A 19,008-nucleotide genomic window follows, 5' to 3' on the forward strand; every position below is an offset into this window, starting at 1 on the left:
TGATCGAGAATCCACCTTATTTGTCCGAGAACTTCCTAATCTGATCGACTATGTTAAAAGGACGACGCCCGCAAGCGTCGTCCTCCGCTCAAGACCTATTCAGCTCGCTACACCATGCCACGGCCATCGAATTCCAGGTTTTGTCAACTTACGACCGAAGCGGTCATAGAACTCAACATTTTCAGCGCTTGCACCGTTCACATAGCTAATCTTCAACACGTTCTCAGCTCCATAAATACGAAGCGGATTCGTTCCATCCACAACGACATTGCCTTGAACTGTCCACTTCGTATCAACAGTTAGGCCTTTTTCAGTCGGCTTCAAAATGAGTTTGTTATTCGCAAAGCCCAGTCCGCTAAGAATTGCATACTGACCAGTCAACGTAATCCCATTCGTTACGCGCGAGCGATAATCCATCGTAATGGAAGACCCCTTCGCATCGACTGTCAGACTCGGCTTCTTATAATTCAATAAGAAGTAGTACTTGGTAACCGGGACATCTTCCCACTCGAATCCATCCGGATCACTCTTCGTCTTCAACGCTAGCTGCACAAGCACCGGATCGTGGTCACTTGCTCTGCCCGCCATATCCGTATAATCCGCGTTCACATGCAGCATATCGATTTCAGCAGCATCTGCCAAATTGTTCGACACGAGTATATGGTCGAGCACTTGAGAATTCCCTTGATATACATACGAATAGCGGTCCGATTCTTCGACTTTATTGACAAGATTCGTCATCCGTTCCCCTTCGTGGATCTTCAACGCATCTGTAAACTGGAAGTCATTGAAATCGCCAAGCGATACAATATTCGCATCCGGGTTTTTCGTCTTCACATCATCAATGAAGTTATACACAAGTTGTGCAATTTGCTTACGCTGGATTTCACTTTTATACACAGGCGGCTGGACTGAACCGAACAATGGCGTGTCCCCACCTTTGGAATTCCAATGGTTGGCAATGACGATGACATCTTCACCTTGGAATGTGAACTCTGCCGCCAGCGGCTTTCGGCTGCTCTTGAATGCTTCATTTTCGGGTTCGATCCGTCCTGGGTTGACTGTCAAACTTCCATTTTCATACCCGACTGCTGTAACAGCATCCCCATGCGGTGCACCTGTCTTCAATGAAACACGCTCGGGATTGTACAGGAATCCAACTCGGATATTTGCATTCGGCTGCCCTCCGTCTTGGTTATTCACGGGGTCAATATTGACATACTCATACTTCACACCGCCTGCATCGACAATCGCTTGAATCAGGCGTTCGTAACTTTGATTGGCTTCAGGATCGCCTGCGTCCGGGCCGTTATTATCTTGAACTTCAGTCACCCCGACAATATCAGGACTTTGCATATCTACCGCGAAAGCACGCGCTAGTTTCTTCGCCTTATCCGCAGAAGTTGTCTTTGTATTGTTAGAGAAGTTCTCCAGGTTGTACGAAGCAATCGTCAACTTTTCGGTATCCTTCACAATCGTTGTCGTTTCAGGGACCGCTTTTCCTTTTACAAACTTCGCTTTCATATCATCTAACCCAACGTAAATCTTGTAGTTCTGGTAGGAATACCCGACGACTCCAACTGTCGGTCCTTTGAACATATCCCCTGTGGCCACTTCGAAATCGCGTGCTGGACCATTTGGTTCCATACGGAATTGTACGAGATCTGCATTCGGAGCGTCTTTCTTCAACAAGATGCCGCCGTTTTTCGTTTCTGTCTTACGAGTTTCCAACACTGTTGCAAGATCACCGTTCTGCTGAGGCGCGACAGCTTTCACATTGCCCACTTCCACGAGCATCGCTTCACGGCTCTCCCAGAAATCGCCTGCATATTCAGCTGGATCAAATTTTTTTAACCCTTCACTGAGAATTTTTTCTTTCGGCAGATTGGATTCATCTATAACGAACGGTGTAGGAAGTTCAACATTACGATCCACAACTGTCACGACACCTCCGCGATCTTCACGAACGTTGATTTGCGTCGTTTTCAGGTCCGTTTGCTGACGGTCGGAGAATCCATCGATCGCGTACTCACTCACTTGTCCAGTGACAGAGACGAAATCGCCTTTCTGTAAATTCCATGCATCGCGTCCACTGTACAGCACAATAGCCTCAGACGTTTTCAAATCACCATCCCGCTTGTTATCCGGTGATTGGATATGATAATACGTGGAGCCTTGCAATTCGTATTTGTATGTCACAATCCCTTGCACGCCGTCAACCACTTGGTTTGCAAATGGTGACTCATGACCCGCTCCTTGAATGTCGTGGATCTGCAGTGCATCCGTGATGGTATAGTCGAACGTTTGAACAGCACTTGCCCGTCCATCGTCCGTTTTCGCAACGGCTTTCAACTGAACGGTATCCGTGATTTTCAATGGGGTTGCATAGGTTGCGCCATTCTCGATCGGATCCGTTCCGTCCAATGTATATAAAATTTCTGCATCGACGGTTCCAGAAGTCAACGTCACATCCACGCTTTCAACGAAGGTCCCGCTTCCCGGGTTCGCTGCTACAGGCTGCACGACTGACGCGTCCTCCACAATATCCTTGGATCCCCGTGGAATCACTTGGTAGACATCGTCAAATTGCTGAACGATTCCTGTGATGGAGTCATATGTCATGCCTGACTGCAATCCAAGACTGTCGTTTTCATCCCGAACTGTGAATTCAGTTCCATCTGTGGCAATGAAGTTCGCCCAGCCGGGTCCTGCTTCCTTGTCGGATAGTGTCACATTATTCACTGTGACGAGCTGGGATTCAACCGCTTCCCCGATCGCTGCCCCTGTCACCAGTTTTGCAGTAGGCTCTGTTCCTGTAACTTTTTCAACGAGTGTCGCACCGTCCAATTGCAAGAGTCCCCGATAGTCGACAATCTTGCCTGTAACGGTCACTTCATCTCCCACGTTTGCTGCTAAACTCGTTGGACGCAGCGCAATCCCGCCAGTTTCGTCCTGGATCGAAATGGTGTTTTTCAGTTTCGCAGCGACAATGCCTTTCACTGTAGCGTTTGTTCCAGCTGGCAATGCACGTGCGTCTTTAATGGATACAACGTCTGCTGGTGCTTCAGGCTCTTCCGGGTCTGTTGGATTGGATCCGTCCAGCTCATGCGAACCTAATTTCGAAAACGTATCTTTAGGATACACTGTCCATTCTTTTGTCAGGTCAAATGCGTCATCAATGACAACGTCGCCTTTTGTAACATTGGAATTTCGAACGAGTGTCACATCCGTCCCCCAATTGTCACGGGCACCGACTTGTCCAAAAGAATCGATTGCTGCATCGCCCTTTTTTAAGACGATGGCGTCATCGCCGTTAAAATTTGTGACGCTGCCGATTTCCAAATCCGCCTTAGCTTTCAAGTCAGCGCCTGCTTGGTTATGCACAATAACATACGTTTTTCCGTTTTCCAGCGTACCCGTCAGTTCGAGTTTGTTCGAAGGTGCAACTACTCCATTCGCGTAGAGTTCTACAGAATAACCACTTAAGTCGATTGAAGCACCCGTCCCATTGTATAGTTCAATCGCTTTGTTGAAACCGGAGCCTTCCACATACTCGGAAATCAGTAAGTCTGCTGTCTTGACTGTTGCCCCTTCCACTGCGTAAACCGGAACTGCTGGTGCTATCACACTTGCTACCAGCGTTGTTGCCATTATTGAATTCAACCATTTCTTCCCCGCTCGACCGTGCATTGCCTCACACTCCTCGTTGGAATGAATCCATTCAATAGGTGAGTCTCCTCATCTATTTACAGAATTCTAGTTTCAATTCAAGCCTATCATTCCGTTGCAGAAGCGACTATGCGTCTTTGTAGGAATATTCCTAGATTTCAAGCAGGACCTGCGCTCTATTTTCGGATAGTTCAGTATAGTTATTAAGGCATAGAAAAAACAGCCTTATATGCAGACTGTTAGGGAGAAGTTCCATTATTGGATCTTTGTTATTCTATTCGCGGATACACAACAGTTCGATCATTCTCCACAATCGGCATCGCACCCCACTTTCCAAGTTCATGGGAGACCAACTCGCCCGTACCATCACTTTTCGGCACAATGTGGATAACATTCCAATCATGAACTGCAAGCCAATTGCTGATGATCAATCGATGACAACGCGCAGGGTGCCGTTCTGAACAGCAATACGCTGTACGTTTTTCAGAAGCGATTTCAGTCAGCCTCTTCACACCTTCTTGGAAACAGTTCGATAATGTATAATCCGCATAGTTATGAAAGGACTGATTTTGCCAGCCCTCATTTAGCAAAGGAGAGATAAGTTGCGATGGCTGGCGTCTGCCGCCAAGTTCTTCGATATGTTCATAATCGCTCCCTGCTTCAGGTAACCATTCAGCCATCTTGTCTTTCGCAAACCAAGGGAACTTTCGGCTGCCTGGGAAAGCCCGTACATCAATGAGTACTTCAATTCCAGCTTGTTTCAGGAGCTCGATGAATTCTTCTTGTGTGTGCGAATAGTGTCCGATCGTATAGATGTCCATTCGTGTCATCCTTTACTGGTGTTTCTTACTCTTGTGCCCTTGAGACTGGTAGTTGAAACATTGTGTGAAGTCACAGTGAAAGAATCATATTACCGTATAACCGGTAGTTTTGTCCCTTTAGCCCAATCTAGGATAAACGATTTCTGTCTCAAATTTATATTCTCCGGTAAATTATGTGACGCAAAGAAACGATGCTCCCTGCTTTCATCGCCTTTTTGCAGCAACTCTCCGGAAATTGAATGTGCACTAAAAATCACTTGAACACTGTAGACTTGGTCTCCATTGTTGTATTCGGCATAACAATCTTTTCCGGAATAGATTCCAAACAGTTCCAACCGATTGACTGACAATCCTGTTTCCTCAAGCGCTTCCCGTTTAGCAGCTTCTTCAAAGGTTTCTCCTAATTCCATGACTCCTCCAGGAATACACCAGCTATCCTCATCAATGCGGTGTTGCAATAGCAGTTGGTCGTTCTGGACAATCATTACGCCACATCCAACGGTAAAGAGCGTTTCGTGTCCGATCAACTTGCGCATATTTTGTATGTATTCCATTGGTTCTCCTCCTTAGAGACGATTGCCTGTTCTTGATAATCTGGCTGTCGGCATCATTCACCGTCCACTACATACTCCATCAACCAGCAATCCCTATACTCACCTTCGTGCCACTCACGTTCAGGAAGTAATTTCACTTTCCGAAACCCGCATTTCTCATAACAATGAATGGCCCTCCCATTCCAGGTTTGAGGATCCAACACGATACGACTTGCTTGTTTCTCCTGAATTAGCCGCTTAATCATTAGCTTAACAATCTGGGTACCGATACCTCTATTCCAATACTCAGGCTCGCCAATGAATTGATCCATCCCGAAAATAACCTCTTTTAAATCGCTACATCCATAAATCTTTCGTTCCTCTTCACCAATTTCATAAAATTGACTATACCCAATCGGTTGGTTCTCATGTAGGATTATGCATCTGGTTTCCTCCGGATTTTCATCAAAAAAGGCAGCTTCCACTTTTGATACAGAAAATGGATTGTCTCTTCCTTCATAAAATTGAAGAACTTGCGGATTGGACAACCATCTTGCAAGAATGTATTTGTCTTCCTCCATCAATTCCCGAAGTTCAATTGAATGTTTTTTCATCATCTTTCCTTCTTTCCTAGAAATGGACGCATCCATTCTTAAAAACCTAGCCTTCCGATAACAGCAAATAGCTGCGAGTTTCTTCATCCACTTCAACTAGTATGTACTCATCGCCTTCATTCGTTGAATACATTATAGAACCTATTGGTAACTTCGAAGCTATACCATCCTGAAACTCTTCTGACATCTGAGTGTTGTAAAGGATCTCCCCTATACGTTCCTTCTTTGTCAACTCCAACTCTTGAACCCATTCCACACCCGCTTGATAAATTGCTCCATCCCATTGAAGGATGTCCGCATCTGGCTCCAGTGTCAACACTTCCTTCGCATCGGGTGGTTTACTAGTTGACGTGGAAATCAGAACAATACCTGGTTCGCAACTTGTTAAGAAAAACAGGCAAAGAATGATTCCGCACCCTATAATAATGTTCTCTCCTTTTAGTGAGTAGACTACATTTCCCCGTAAACGTTACACAAAAATAGAGTGAAACTTAAATTTTGGGGAATCCGATCACTTACGCTTCCTTTTTCAACGTATATCGGCACTTCGGAAAAGCGCTACACCCTACAAATTCGCCAAACTTCCCTTTACGTTCAACGAGTTCACGAGTACATCGAGGGCAATATCCTAGGGAACCCACTTGAGATACTGTACGGATCGAGGGATTCAATTCCACAACGGATTCTATTTTTTCGCTCACACTTTTATTCAGTTTAAAATCAACTTTTGGTTGGTTAGGACGATCAGGTTTCTGCCCGGATTGTTTACTTTTCACAGATTTCAAATGCGCTGTCTTCACTCTGCGTTTTTGCTTTTTATCTGTGAAGCTCAGTTGTTCAAGTGACACATTGATATCCTTTAGTTCTGCTTCACTCAAAACGATATCCACATATTTTTTTATCACATTTTTCAACTTGTTCACCTTGATCACATGCGCAGTCTCAAATGGCTCTTTAAATTTAAGCGTCGCATCGCTTGAAAACGCGATAATCGATTGCATCTCCAGTTCTTCAATTTCTAAGTAAGTTTTCAAGGACTGGATGTGACCGAAGTTCTGCCAGATCGGATTGTACATTTTCTCTTTACGTTTATAGATCACTTGCGTCCAGTTTTTCTGACGCTCCCTCCCAAAAATCCATCCGCTATAATGCTTCGTCTCAATTACGAAAATCCCGTATGGGGAAGTCACGATATGGTCGACTTGTGTATGACCACCCTCCCTATCAGGCACATACATATCTGCAAAAACACGGTATTCGTCACCAAGCTTCGCGAGTCTTCGATTCACTCTCCACTCGCCAAAAGCTCCTCGAATAGCTGGTCGTTTGACTCGATACAGTACACGCAAAACCAACAAACCAATCAACAAGTAAAATAATGGTGACTTGGTATACATCCCTATTCCGATTAAAAAACCATCAAAAAATCCAGTCATACAAATCCCCTCTTTCTATTGCCAATTCAAATTTATTCATATTTTTTTATTTTGTAATCAATTTCCATTACTTCAATCATAAAGATTTTGAAAATAAAGTCCAGACAAATTTTAGGTTATATCTGAGATTTTAGATTTCTTGAGTTATAGAGTTTTTCATACATAGCCCACTCTCTATTGATGGAACTGTTCTGAACAACTTAGTAGAGTTAGTGGCATTCTGGGCTTTCGTCTTATTATTTTCCGGACTTTATATTTCTAACATCAACTAATCTTAAGACAAAAAAAGGAAGCCACTCCACCGAGTAGGCTTCCTTTTTTTATTCGTAAATCACTTAGATATCGTCACTACTTGGTCCCTAAAACTTTTACTTCTGAATAGGACTTGGTCTTTCCTCCATGTATTTTTAAAACGTTGACTATGTTTACTTACATTCAAGTCATATTGTAAATTGGAGTTGTATATTTCTTAATAATTCTTACGGCGATAACAATACAAAAGACAGTAACAGCAAGTATGTATGCTCAATGAACTGCCTCAACTCTTATTAATTCCTAATCTAACTGCAAGCTTCTACAAACGCATTGAATAGCCGATTAGATGGTACGTCTCCTGCACAGGCTGTATTTTCCGGATGCCATTGAACACCTATTACAAACTTATGCTTCTCACTCTCAATCGCTTCAATCACACCATCGCTCGCTGTACCGCCCACTGTAAAACCATCGCTGACATCTTTTACCGCTTGGTGGTGAAAGGAATTTACAAGGATGTTCGTTGTACCAAAAATTGTTGATATCTTGGAGTTCTCCACCAGCTCAACGCGATGTGACAAGTGATCCCTTCTCGCATTCTGAACATGCTGGAGGATGTCGCCATCCATTAGTGCGTGAATGTCTTGATACATGGTACCTCCTTGTGCGACATTCAAAACTTGGTGACCACGGCATATCCCTAAAACAGGTTTATCCGCTTGAAGGAAGGCTCGAACCAACTCCATCTCATTATCGTCTCTGCCCGGCGAAATCTCTCCAAGTTCTTTGATTGGTTCCTCATCGTAAAATAATGGATTTATGTCAAATCCACCTGACAGCAAGAGACCGTCCAAGCGCTCTACCAGACTACCTACATCATTCTTTAATCCCATAGCAAGCAATAGTGGAATCCCGCCAGCCTCAGTTACGGATTGGACATACGAATGATTAAGTAAATATTGATATTCAAAATTATGATGGCATGTAATTCCTATTAAAGGCTTCATTTACAAATCCCCTTCCCCTTCTGCTATTTCACTGAACTGAATTAGCAATCATTATGGCCCCCCGAATGAGGCGATAACAATGCAACCAATCGTCGTTTGTAAAACTTACCGTTAGTGGATTACTCCGTTCATATATAGGCACGATTTCAACCGCATCTGCATATCCGGTATTCAAAAATTCTATTTCGACTGCAAAGGGTCCATCCATCGCAAATGGAATTTGACCTCCAATATGTTCTAATGATCGCTTAGCTCCTTGCTGAATTCGCGCTTTGGCTTCCGAGGGGCTTAGATTCAAGGCTGCTGTTCGCGAAATCGTTTCTTTTACAATGACCGTCTCAATTTCCGGAATGACGGCCTTGGCTTCCTCCGCCAGTAAATTACAGCCGGACACAAAAACCGTTGGTACATCATAATAACCGGCGACTAAGGCATTTAGTCCGAATTCTCCCATCTCCACTGAATTGACCCGGATTGTTCGAATGACTTTGCCGCTAAAAGTATGATTCAGAATACCATTGCTTCCCGCTCTAGTATGATAGCCCACGAAAAGTGCGGCATCATAATCAGATGTGATACCTTCCATCATGGCAAGCTTTTTAGGCGATCCCATTAACAACCTTGCTTCACTATGTAACTGTTCAGGATAAATGTTGCGCATCGTTCCGTGTGAATCATTGACTACAATTTCAACCGCTCCTGCTTCCAGAGCCCCGCGGATGCATGCATTCACTTCGTCGGTCATTAGTTTACGGGCGTAGTCGTGCTCTTTTCCATCGCGCAATGTATGCTCGGCATGCACGACTCCGGCCACTCCCTCAATATCTGCGGAAATGTAAATCTTCATGATCCACCGCCTTTTATTCTGTTGTGCTCATGAAATACTCTAGAAATGCTTCCCCTTTTTCTGAAATACGGGTTCCTCCGCGTCCTATCCGAGCATGGATCAGCTGTTCCTCTTGCATAATCTCAAGTCGTAAACGCAATTGCTGATCAGATAATGTGATTCCTTTGGCAACCAGCCGTTCCTTGACCTTCGCTCTACCTAACAGCTCATACGATTCTTTCCCATCTTTATATATAGTCAGAATCACCAAACTTTCATCTAGGAATCCATGGGTTTCAATTTTATTCTTAATCGCCTCAATGTCACTCGAGTTAAGTGTAAAGAAAGGTTCTTTTTGTTTTTCAACAATTACTCTATGGTCATGTGCCGGTTCCGTCTCGTTCTCATTGGATGCTGACTTCTGTTTCATCGCCACGGTTACTTGTGATTTGAAGTACCGGTTCATCAGAACAATTTCAGACATAGAGGTGTTAAGCGCAGACTCAACGTGCTGGATTGTTAAAAAATCCAACGTACGTGGACCAATGTCAATTACATTCGTAAAAGCTGCCGGGACCAATTCCATCTCTCCAGGTGTGACAATCCAGTCAATGTCCGTAGGAACAGCATTCATCGGATCGTAGGTTCTATAGTGGTGTTCGTAATAGATTTTTTTTAAAGAGCTGGCTGTTTCAACTGCATGCTCGACCGTATCGTTGATAATCAGTATACGCTGGCCTTTAGAAAGCGATGATAGTTTTTCTGTTGCAGCAATGTTTACTTCTCGATTGGCTACTAGGACAAGACATGATGATGGAATGAAAGAAGCTGTTATCCCTCTCAGGACTTCCTTCGACAGCAGCACTAAATCTCCCTCAGCTACCGTTTCCATTGTAAGTTCCTGTAGTGTAATCGGATATAACTTCACTTGATCACCAAAAATATCAAATAGTTGATAGGCGACGATGTTTAAATATTCTTTTTGAATCGAGATGATATGAAGTTTTTTCATGTTAATTAATCTCAAGCTCCTCAGCATAGTGGCACGCCACGTAATGACCGGTTTCCAGTTCACGGAATTCCGGCACTTGAATTTTACACGTTTCTTGCGCAAATGGACAGCGCGTATGGAACGTGCATCCTGAAGGCGGGTTAGCCGGACTTGGAATATCGCCTTTTAAAATGATCCGTTCACGCTTAACCGTAGGATCAGGTATCGGTACTGCGCTCAATAAGGCTTTCGTATAAGGATGCAACGGTCTTCCAAAAAGTTCGTCACGCGTAGCCAGTTCAACAAGTCTTCCTAAATACATCACTCCCACCCGATCGGAAATGTGCTCAACAACACTTAAATCGTGGGCAATGAAGACATACGTCAAACCGAATTCCTCTTGCAGATCCTTCAGCAAATTCAACACTTGCGATTGAATTGACACATCCAATGCGGAAACAGGTTCGTCAGCAATAATGAGTTTCGGATTCACTGCAAGTGCTCTTGCTATCCCGATGCGTTGGCGCTGTCCTCCACTGAATTCATGAGGATACCGGTCAGCATGGTATTTATTGAGCCCCACCACTTCAAGAAGTTCCGTTACCCGCTGACTGCGGTTCGACTTATTTACATTGTGCACAATGAGAGGCTCTTCCAAGGTCTCTTTAATCGTTAACCTCGGATTCAGAGAAGCATATGGATCTTGAAACACCATCTGAAATTCTTTTCGCAGCGGACGGATCTGATCGTCCGTCATATCAGTGATGTCTTGCCCTTCAAAAATCACTTTCCCTTCAGTTATATCGAGTAATTTCATAATCATTCTGCCTGTTGTAGACTTTCCGCATCCGCTTTCCCCAACAATACTTAGTGTTTCACCTTTGTTCACTGTAAACGAAACACCGTCTACCGCTTTGACGAATTCCTTCTTTTTACTGAACAGTTTAGAAGGTAGAGGGAAATACTTTTTAATGTTTTGAACTTCCAACAAAGTTTGGTTCATCTGTCGGCACCTCCTCATGCAGCCAGCAGCGTACGGAATGATTATCGGTTAACTTATCAAATGCAGGTTCCTTTTCCCAACAGATATCCATTGCGTGAGGACATCTGGGTGCAAACTTGCAGCCCATCGGCATATGCGCAGGAATCGGTACATTTCCTGGAATCGATGAAAGCCGATCGACTCGGTCTCCGATTTTAGGAATGGATTCCAGTAGACCTTGGGTGTAAGGATGTTTAGGATTAGTGAAAATAGATACAACGTCGCTTTCTTCTACTGCTCTGCCTCCATACATGACCACAACGCGGTCACACATTTCTGCCACCACACCCAGGTCATGGGTAATCAGCAATATCGCTGTGTCCGTCGTAGTTGTCAAACTTTTCATCAGTTCAAGAATCTGAGCCTGAATCGTTACATCTAAAGCTGTCGTCGGTTCATCTGCAATGAGTACTTTCGGATTACACGCCATCGCCATGGCGATCATCACGCGCTGTCTCATTCCTCCGGAAAGCTGATGAGGAAATTCAAAAACGATCTTTTCCGGTCTTGAAATCCCGACTGCATTCAACATTTGAATGGAACGTTCACGTGCCGCCTTTTTCGAGACCTTCATATGCAAAATGATCGATTCTTCCAATTGCCGTCCGATTTTATAGACAGGGTTCAGTGATGTCATCGGCTCCTGAAAAATCATTGCGATTTCGTTGCCGCGGATCTTCCTCATTTCACGTTCGCTGATCTTGGTCAAATCCCTGCCCTCATATAGAATTTCACCGCCTGCAATTTCCCCTGGCGTGTCTTTCAACAGTCTCATGATGGATAGTGAGGTCACACTCTTTCCGCTACCGGATTCCCCAACAATACCTAATGTCTCGCCTTTTCCTACTTCAAACGATACGCCGTCCACTGCTTTGACAACCCCGGAATCGCTAGTGAAGTGTGTCTGTAAATTTCTCACCTGAAGAATCTTCTCTTCCATTCTGTGCTCCTCCTTCCACAAAACAATTACTCTTTAATCTTCGGATCAAGTGCGTCTCTCAGTCCATCTCCGAGTAAGTTGAATGCTAGTACTGTTACAAAAATCGCAATCCCCGGAAATATCGTTACGTGGGGAGCAATATTCAAATAATCACGACCGCCACTCAACATCGCTCCCCATTCCGGAGATGGTGGCTGTGCACCAAGTCCGAGGAAACTCAAACTTGCAGCTGTTAAAATGGCTGAACCGATCCGCATTGTGAAATAGACGATGATACTGGAAACCGTCCCAGGGAAAATGTGCTTCCAAATGATACGTCTCGGTCTTGTGCCGATGGATTTTGTTGCTTCAATATAGAGGGTGGACTTTACCGCAAGTGTGGAACTCCTTACAATTCGCGCAAACATCGGAACACTGAAAATCGCCACTGCAATAATGACGTTTCCTAGCCCTGGCCCGAGAATAGCGATAATCCCGATCGCCAGCAAAATCCCGGGAAATGCAAGCAGTACATCACAAATCCGCATAATAATGGAATCGATTCTTTTGCCATAGTACCCTGCAACGATCCCGAGGAACGTTCCTCCGATTGCTCCAAGTAAAACGGATGTCAATCCTACATAGAGAGATATCTGCGTTCCAGCGAGCACCCTGCTAAAGATATCCCGGCCATAGGCATCTGTTCCTGCCCAGTGCTGTGCTGACGGACCGGATAACACATTTTCATAATCAGGTTCCGTAATATCATATGGAGTGATAAAAGGTCCTATAAATGCCAGCAAAATGAGTGCCGCGACAAAGAAAAATGCGACCAATGCGAGTTTTTGCTTTTTGAACTTTCTCCAAAACTCGGAAAATGGCGTTTTGGATGGGAAGTTTTCTAAAGTCTGTTGATAGTAGGCTTCTTTATTTGATAACTTGATTTCTACCACAAAGTACCCTCCTATTCATAACGAATTTGCGGATTCAAGATTCCATAGAGTAAGTCAACAACTAAGTTAATGAGGATGAATTCCAGTGCGAAAATAAGCATCTCAGCTTGAATGACCGGATAGTCCCGATACGCGACCGAATCGATTAATAGCTTGCCTAATCCGGGCCAACTAAAAACGGATTCAATGACGACAGATCCGCCTAGTAGAAATCCGAACTGCAGGCCTGTCATTGTTACGACCGGAATCATTGCGTTCCGCAACCCATGTCCCCATGTAATTCTTCGTTCGTTCAACCCTTTAGAGCGACCCGTTCGGATATAGTCCTCCTTCAATACGTCCATCAGAGAAGATCTAGTGAAACGGGCAACAACAGCTGCCACTCCTGTCCCTAATGTGAAAGCAGGCAAGATATAGCTTTTCCAAGATTCCATACCGCCGCTCGGCAGCCACCCCAATGTCACCGCAAACAGTTGTATGAGCATTAGCCCTAGCCAGAAAGAGGGGAGAGACAGTCCTGAAACGGCTCCGAACATCCCTAAATAATCTTGCCATTTATTCCTTTTTGTCGCAGATACCACTCCGATTATCAACCCGGCGACTACCGCCCAGGACATACTCCATACTGTTAGCCAGAACGTCGGCATGAAGCGTTCCCCAATCTCGTAACTAACATCCCGATTGGTCTTCAACGACTTCCCAAAATCCCCTTGAAACAGATTTTTCATGTACGTAATGTATTGTTCCGTAATTGGTTTATCGAGACCTAGTTCTTTACGGACAAGTTCCACATCCTCAATAGTGGCGTCTTCACCCGCCACAAGTCTTGCAGGATCGCCAGGTATCATATGTACAAAAAGAAAAATGAAAATCGAAACCAATATGAGAATCGGTATAATCTGCAGTAATCGTTTTCCGAGAAATCGTAACATTCATAAGCCCCCTCTTTAGATAAAGAAGAGGCGCTCAATCAAGCGCCCCTGTATCCATCTCTTACTCGATTTCAGCTTCAGAAACACTTAGCGAACCGTCAGGCAATAAATAAACACCTTTTAGATAGTTTTTCTTTCCAGCCAACGTGTTGTCCGCAGATAAGAACACCCACGGCGCGTCATCCCAGAGTACTTTCTGAACATCTGCATATGCTTGTGCACGTTTGCCTTCGTCCGCAGTTTGTAACCCTGCACTGATCAATTTGTTAGCTTCATCATTATCATAGTAAGACACGTTATAAGATTTTGGAGGGAAGGCCTCTGCACCACCAAGCAATGGGCGAATTCCCCAGTCCGCATCTCCAGTGGATGGTGACCATCCGCCATAATACAGCTCGAGTTCAGCGTCTTCAACATTTTGCACTGACCAGATTTTATCGGACAATGTACCTGATTCCATGGGCACCACTTCAACTTCAATCCCTACCGCTGCTAGCTGTTGTTGCAAGAATTCCATTGCTTTCACTGTGCTTGAGCTATTACCGCCCCACAGTTTCGCTTTCAATCCTTCTTTAACTCCAGCTTCTTTCAATAGATCTTTCGCTTTTTCAAGGTTGAATTCATAAAGCTCTTGCTGAGAGTAGAACTGGACGTCCGGTGCAATGACCGAATCCAGTTTTTCTCCTTGCCCGTTCATCACGACCTTGATGAACGCATCTTTATTGATCGCATAATTCAAAGCTTGACGCACTTTCACATCATCATAAGGCTTTTTCATTGTGTTCATCGCCATATAGCGAACGACAATGGATGGTTTGCTGTCTACTTCAATACCATTCTTTCCATCTACTCCTTCCACTTGTTCTGTCGGAACTGGGTAGATGAAGTCCGCTTCACCAGTTTGAAGCATCGCAATACGCGATCCATTTTCTGAAACCGGTTTAAATGTAATAGAATCCACTTTCGGGAATCCTTCGTTCCAGTACTCATCGTTCTTTACAATTTTCAATCCTTCACTAGGTTTCCACTCAACAAACTTGAATGGTCCTGTACCGACAGGATTCTTACCGACTTCGTCACCGAACTCTTCAAGCGCTTTAGGACTATGGATAAGAGCTGCAGGGTGTGCGAATGTATTGATCATCGCCCCGAATGGTTCAGATAACGTGAATTTCACTTCGTAATCACTAAGTACTTCCGTCGATTTGATCAATGAGAAAAGACTGTGACGCTTTAAGCCGCTCTCCGGATCAGCTAACCGATCGAAGTTCACTTTAACAGCCTCTGCATTGAACGGAGTGCCATCGTGGAACTTCACATTTTCACGGAGCTTAAACGTGAACTCGGTTGCTTCCTCATTAGCCTCATATTCTTCAGCAAGTAATGGAACCACATTCATCTTCTCATCAAAGCCTAGAAGACCTTCCATCATTGTTTTTTCGGCAGAATTGGAAAGTGTATCATTCGTATCATGTGGATCGAGAGTGGTAAAGTTGTCCGCAACCGCAATCACTAAGTCTTTACCTTCTTTAGTAGCTTTTTTTCCGTCGCCTTCTTTTTCAGCAGCTCCTTCTTTAGATCCAGAGTCGCTGCATCCCGCTAACACAAGCAACAAGACTAATACAAATGCTGAAAGCCAACCATAGGTCTTCTTCATCTTCTTCTCCCCTTTTTGTTAGACTCGTTTATGATAAAATGCAAGACGCACTTTTCATCGAAAATACAGGTTTCAAGTGACCGATTATTTCATCGCGCGCATTTTTCAAAGCAGGCTCATGATAGGAAGATAACTGTTCCAATTGATCACCTGTTAGCAACTCCAATTGCTTAAGGACTTCTACAGCTGCCGGATAGACCGCTCTACCATTCCCATCTTCTATCTTTACCGCGATTCCTAATCCAGTTTCAAGGTCGCCGATACAATACACACCTTCCGCTCCCGCTTTCCCAAACATCCGACCTGCCATGACTTTCATGAAGTCGGTACAGAAACGATCCGTACCACCCACCATTTCAGGTTCAGCCATCATAGATGAAGTCACCGTTTCAATCGCCTGTTTCCTCTTTTCAGGAAAGCTTCCGGGCTTTGACATTTTTGCAAAGCTAAGTGCCAACCGGTCAAGCGGAATTCCGTGAACAGGAACCCCACATCCGTCAATGCCTATTTCAATCTCATCAATAGGAACTTCTGACAAATCACTGATCACTTCAAGAATACGTTGCTGTACAGGGTGGTCAATTTGGTAATAGTCATCTGTCGACTCATTCATATGCTTGGCAGTTGTCAGCATCCCACTATGTTTACCTGAGCAGTTATTGTAGACAGGAGTAATCGGCGTATCCGTTTTAATAACATTTTCATATGCAGCAGTCCATCTAGGTGGATGTGTGCCACACTTCAGATCGTCTACTTCGAGTTCCAGACGATGCAGAATATCTTTCACTCTGATCGTATGTTGGTCTTCCCCATTGTGAGAAGCGCATGCAAGTGAAATATCGGCAGCTTGCATTTTATAGTGTTCTGCAGCTCCGGTTTCAATGATAGGAATGGCTTGAAGCGGTTTCATGGAAGATCGTGCAAAAGTATGGCGTTTTGGATCTCCGCAACTGTAGAGCAACCTCCCTTTCGAATCCACTACTGCAATATGTCCGGTATGGCCGCTCTCTACGTACCCACCCCGTACCACGTCTACTAATCTTTCAGCTGGCACACGATCACTCTCCTACTATTCAATATTTTCTAATACTTTACATCATGTTACATCACATTACAACACTAATTCTGATTTTCTTAAAAATATTGTTAACTAAATGTTTTAATACGTTCTTTTAGGTTGAATTTTTAAAAGTTAATCATTTCTTTAAGTAAAGATTCTGAACGTAAAAATAGCTGGATACAGGTGAAAAACCTGCAGCCAGCTATTCTCCTACTTTTTATCAATCCAGCTTCACTCTCAACACATTCCCCGTATTCGCATCCACTTTCACTTCGTACTTCTGTCCATCGTGAGTGCGGATTTCGATTTCATAAATGACGGTTCCCTGATCGTATTCCAATTCCGCTTTCACCACATGCCCCGGCACTTGTTGCAAGGCAACCATCATGGCTTCCTCGATGGAAATTAGACGATATTGAGGATTTTGCCAATGATTTGCCCAATGGGGATTCGGTTCCACCCAATTCTGATTCGTCAATCCATCTCCTCCAGTTCCCGTTCTCTATGACAGTGTATTCATAGCTGGGCAATGTGTGCGGAAGATAGGATTACAAATTCATTTCCGAAAACACATATGCGCCATAAATTGCCGGAATGAGCAATGCGATTGCAAGACAGACGACAGCGGCAATTTTCGATTGCTGCGCAAGTCGCTCATCCTTCATTTTAAGATGCTGGAAGAAGGAAAGGATAAAATACAAACAACCGATAACGGACATAGCAGATACAACATTCAACCAATTAGCCGCACCGAACATAGTGATATTTTCCACCCCTATCACTTCACTCTCTTATGTTTTCACTCTTTATTCAGGATCGCTCCATTTGCTTTTCAATGAAATTTTTCAACACTTGCACTCCAATGACACAGTCACTTAAGTCTGTCCATTCTTCCGGATTATGGCTGATTCCCTTTTTACTTTGGACAAACAGCATAGCAGCGGGGACTTCGCGGCCGATCACCATGGCGTCATGACCGGCGCCACTCATCAGTTCCATCGGTTCCATCCCGAATTCACTGATGGACTCCTTCAGATCAGAGAGTAGTTCTTCGTTAACCAACATCGGTTGTACAGCTAACGTCTTTCGGCAGGTGACGCCGACATTGTGGTCTACTCCTGATTGTTCGGCCGCCTCTATAATAGCTTGCACTAAAGCGTCACGTGGGTCTTCGTGGATATCTCGAATATCTACCGTCAGCTCGACTTTCTGAGGAATTACATTCAACCCATTTGGAAAGACATTCAACTTACCGATCGTGGCAACAGACGTTTCACTGAATTGACGAGGCAATGACGAAACCGTGTGGATGAAATGACCCGCAGCTACCATGGAATCCCGTCGATCATCCATCGGTGTATTCCCTGCATGCCCTGCTTCTCCTTCGAACGTGACATTCATCCATACCGGTCCTGCAATCCCCTTCACTGCTCCGACTGAACAACCGTTTTTCTCCAATAGCTTTCCTTGCTCGATATGTAATTCAACAAACAATTCGATTTCGCCCATATTCCGTTTTGCGCGCCATACAGCCGGAAGCGAACTACCGTATTCTTCAATTACGGTTTCAAATGACTTGCCTTCTTTGTCCACCTTCAAGTTGGTCTCTTCTTCCGTTAACTGTCCGGTCATCGCATGACTGCCTGTTAGACCTGCACCGAATCGAGTTCCCTCTTCGTCTGAGAAAATAACGACTTCATACGCCTTACGTGGGTGATATCCAGTCTCTTTCCACGCTTCTGCCACTTCCAACGCTGCAATTACTCCAAGAGGGCCGTCAAAATCCCCGCCATTCGGAACGCTATCCACATGAGAGCCGGACATGATTGCATTTCCACTCTCCATTCCCTCCAATCGACCAATGACGTTTCCAGCTCCGTCTTCAAACACTTGCAAACCGGCTTGTTCCATCCAGGATTTCACAACTTGTTTGGCGTGCTTTTCTTCAGGAGAATAGCCAGGGCGGGTCACTCCACCTTCAGGCGATGCACCAATCATCGATAATTCACTCAATCGTTGTGCAATTCTCCCTCCATCGACACCTCCACGTGAAAGGGATTCATCATATCCGGCCGTTAATTTTGTAAACAAGCTTTCTGTTGCAGTCATCGGTTCCACTCCTATTTCCACCATTTTTTGAATTTCAATAATACGTAGACTATATCACAAAACATCCTGCTTCAAGTTGAAACCACAAATCATTCGTCCATTTTAAACAATCCGTATTCCAACCTGTAATCAGGTGTATACTAGTAATTACTAGATGATATAGACTTTTCAGAAAAGAATAGAA

General features: G+C 44.3%; 18 protein-coding genes. All 18 read right to left on the reverse strand.

Translation table 11 applies throughout. The features are described 5' to 3' along the window. Nucleotides 1-99: 99 nt before the first annotated feature. The gene (locus tag H9659_RS11900; protein ID WP_191690777.1) at nt 100-3,690 is read right to left on the reverse strand and encodes a lamin tail domain-containing protein; all 3,591 of its coding nucleotides are present in this window, start codon (nt 3,688-3,690) and stop codon (nt 100-102) included. A 248-nt stretch (nt 3,691-3,938) separates the two neighbouring features. Continuing rightward, complete coding sequence (locus H9659_RS11905; RefSeq protein ID WP_191690779.1) at nt 3,939-4,490, reverse strand: DUF488 domain-containing protein; 552 nt, start codon at nt 4,488-4,490, stop codon at nt 3,939-3,941. A gap of 89 nt (nt 4,491-4,579) precedes the next feature. Next, nucleotides 4,580-5,044, reverse strand: a complete 465-nt coding sequence (locus tag H9659_RS11910) for an NUDIX hydrolase (protein WP_191690781.1) — start codon at nt 5,042-5,044, stop codon at nt 4,580-4,582. 53 nt (nt 5,045-5,097) lie between these two features. Next, nucleotides 5,098-5,640, reverse strand: a complete 543-nt coding sequence (locus H9659_RS11915) for a GNAT family N-acetyltransferase (protein ID WP_191690783.1) — start codon at nt 5,638-5,640, stop codon at nt 5,098-5,100. 43 nt (nt 5,641-5,683) lie between these two features. After that, on the reverse strand, nt 5,684-5,953 hold the full coding sequence (locus H9659_RS11920; protein WP_191690785.1) for a hypothetical protein: 270 nt from the start codon (nt 5,951-5,953) through the stop codon (nt 5,684-5,686). 199 nt (nt 5,954-6,152) lie between these two features. Further along, nucleotides 6,153-7,073: an NERD domain-containing protein gene (locus H9659_RS15475; protein ID WP_225217815.1), complete on the reverse strand. Its 921-nt coding sequence runs from the start codon at nt 7,071-7,073 to the stop codon at nt 6,153-6,155. Nucleotides 7,074-7,633: 560 nt separating this feature from the next. Then, nucleotides 7,634-8,335, reverse strand: coding sequence for a gamma-glutamyl-gamma-aminobutyrate hydrolase family protein (locus tag H9659_RS11930; RefSeq protein WP_191690787.1), 702 nt, complete (start codon nt 8,333-8,335; stop codon nt 7,634-7,636). A 28-nt stretch (nt 8,336-8,363) separates the two neighbouring features. Beyond that, nucleotides 8,364-9,182, reverse strand: coding sequence for a M55 family metallopeptidase (locus H9659_RS11935; protein WP_191690789.1), 819 nt, complete (start codon nt 9,180-9,182; stop codon nt 8,364-8,366). Between the two features lie 13 nt (nt 9,183-9,195). Further along, complete coding sequence (locus H9659_RS11940; protein WP_191690791.1) at nt 9,196-10,173, reverse strand: winged-helix domain-containing protein; 978 nt, start codon at nt 10,171-10,173, stop codon at nt 9,196-9,198. Between the two features lies 1 nt (nt 10,174). Next, entirely contained in the window at nt 10,175-11,155 is a 981-nt protein-coding gene (locus H9659_RS11945; protein WP_191690793.1) for an ABC transporter ATP-binding protein, read from the reverse strand. Then, nucleotides 11,121-12,134, reverse strand: coding sequence for an ABC transporter ATP-binding protein (locus H9659_RS11950; RefSeq protein ID WP_191690795.1), 1,014 nt, complete (start codon nt 12,132-12,134; stop codon nt 11,121-11,123). The genes H9659_RS11945 and H9659_RS11950 overlap by 35 nt, the downstream gene beginning before the upstream one ends. Before the next feature lie 26 nt (nt 12,135-12,160). Then, the gene (locus H9659_RS11955) at nt 12,161-13,057 is read right to left on the reverse strand and encodes an ABC transporter permease subunit (RefSeq protein ID WP_191690930.1); all 897 of its coding nucleotides are present in this window, start codon (nt 13,055-13,057) and stop codon (nt 12,161-12,163) included. Between the two features lie 20 nt (nt 13,058-13,077). After that, a complete protein-coding gene (gsiC, locus tag H9659_RS11960) occupies nt 13,078-13,998 on the reverse strand; it encodes a glutathione ABC transporter permease GsiC (RefSeq protein WP_191690797.1) in 921 nt (306 codons plus the stop codon). 61 nt (nt 13,999-14,059) lie between these two features. Beyond that, nucleotides 14,060-15,655 carry a glutathione ABC transporter substrate-binding protein gene (locus H9659_RS11965; protein WP_191690799.1) on the reverse strand — a complete coding sequence of 532 codons (1,596 nt, stop codon included), beginning with the start codon at nt 15,653-15,655 and terminating at the stop codon, nt 14,060-14,062. Between the two features lie 28 nt (nt 15,656-15,683). After that, entirely contained in the window at nt 15,684-16,709 is a 1,026-nt protein-coding gene (locus tag H9659_RS11970; protein WP_191690801.1) for an asparaginase, read from the reverse strand. Between the two features lie 226 nt (nt 16,710-16,935). Further along, nucleotides 16,936-17,193, reverse strand: a complete 258-nt coding sequence (locus tag H9659_RS11975; RefSeq protein WP_225217816.1) for a PepSY domain-containing protein — start codon at nt 17,191-17,193, stop codon at nt 16,936-16,938. Between the two features lie 70 nt (nt 17,194-17,263). Next, complete coding sequence (locus H9659_RS11980; RefSeq protein ID WP_318240727.1) at nt 17,264-17,488, reverse strand: hypothetical protein; 225 nt, start codon at nt 17,486-17,488, stop codon at nt 17,264-17,266. A 37-nt stretch (nt 17,489-17,525) separates the two neighbouring features. After that, nucleotides 17,526-18,824: a Zn-dependent hydrolase gene (locus tag H9659_RS11985; RefSeq protein ID WP_191690803.1), complete on the reverse strand. Its 1,299-nt coding sequence runs from the start codon at nt 18,822-18,824 to the stop codon at nt 17,526-17,528. Nucleotides 18,825-19,008 lie beyond the last annotated feature (184 nt).

It is taken from the genome of Sporosarcina gallistercoris (genome assembly GCF_014836415.1).
In the GTDB taxonomy this organism is placed as follows: Bacteria; Bacillota; Bacilli; order Bacillales_A; family Planococcaceae; genus Sporosarcina; species Sporosarcina gallistercoris.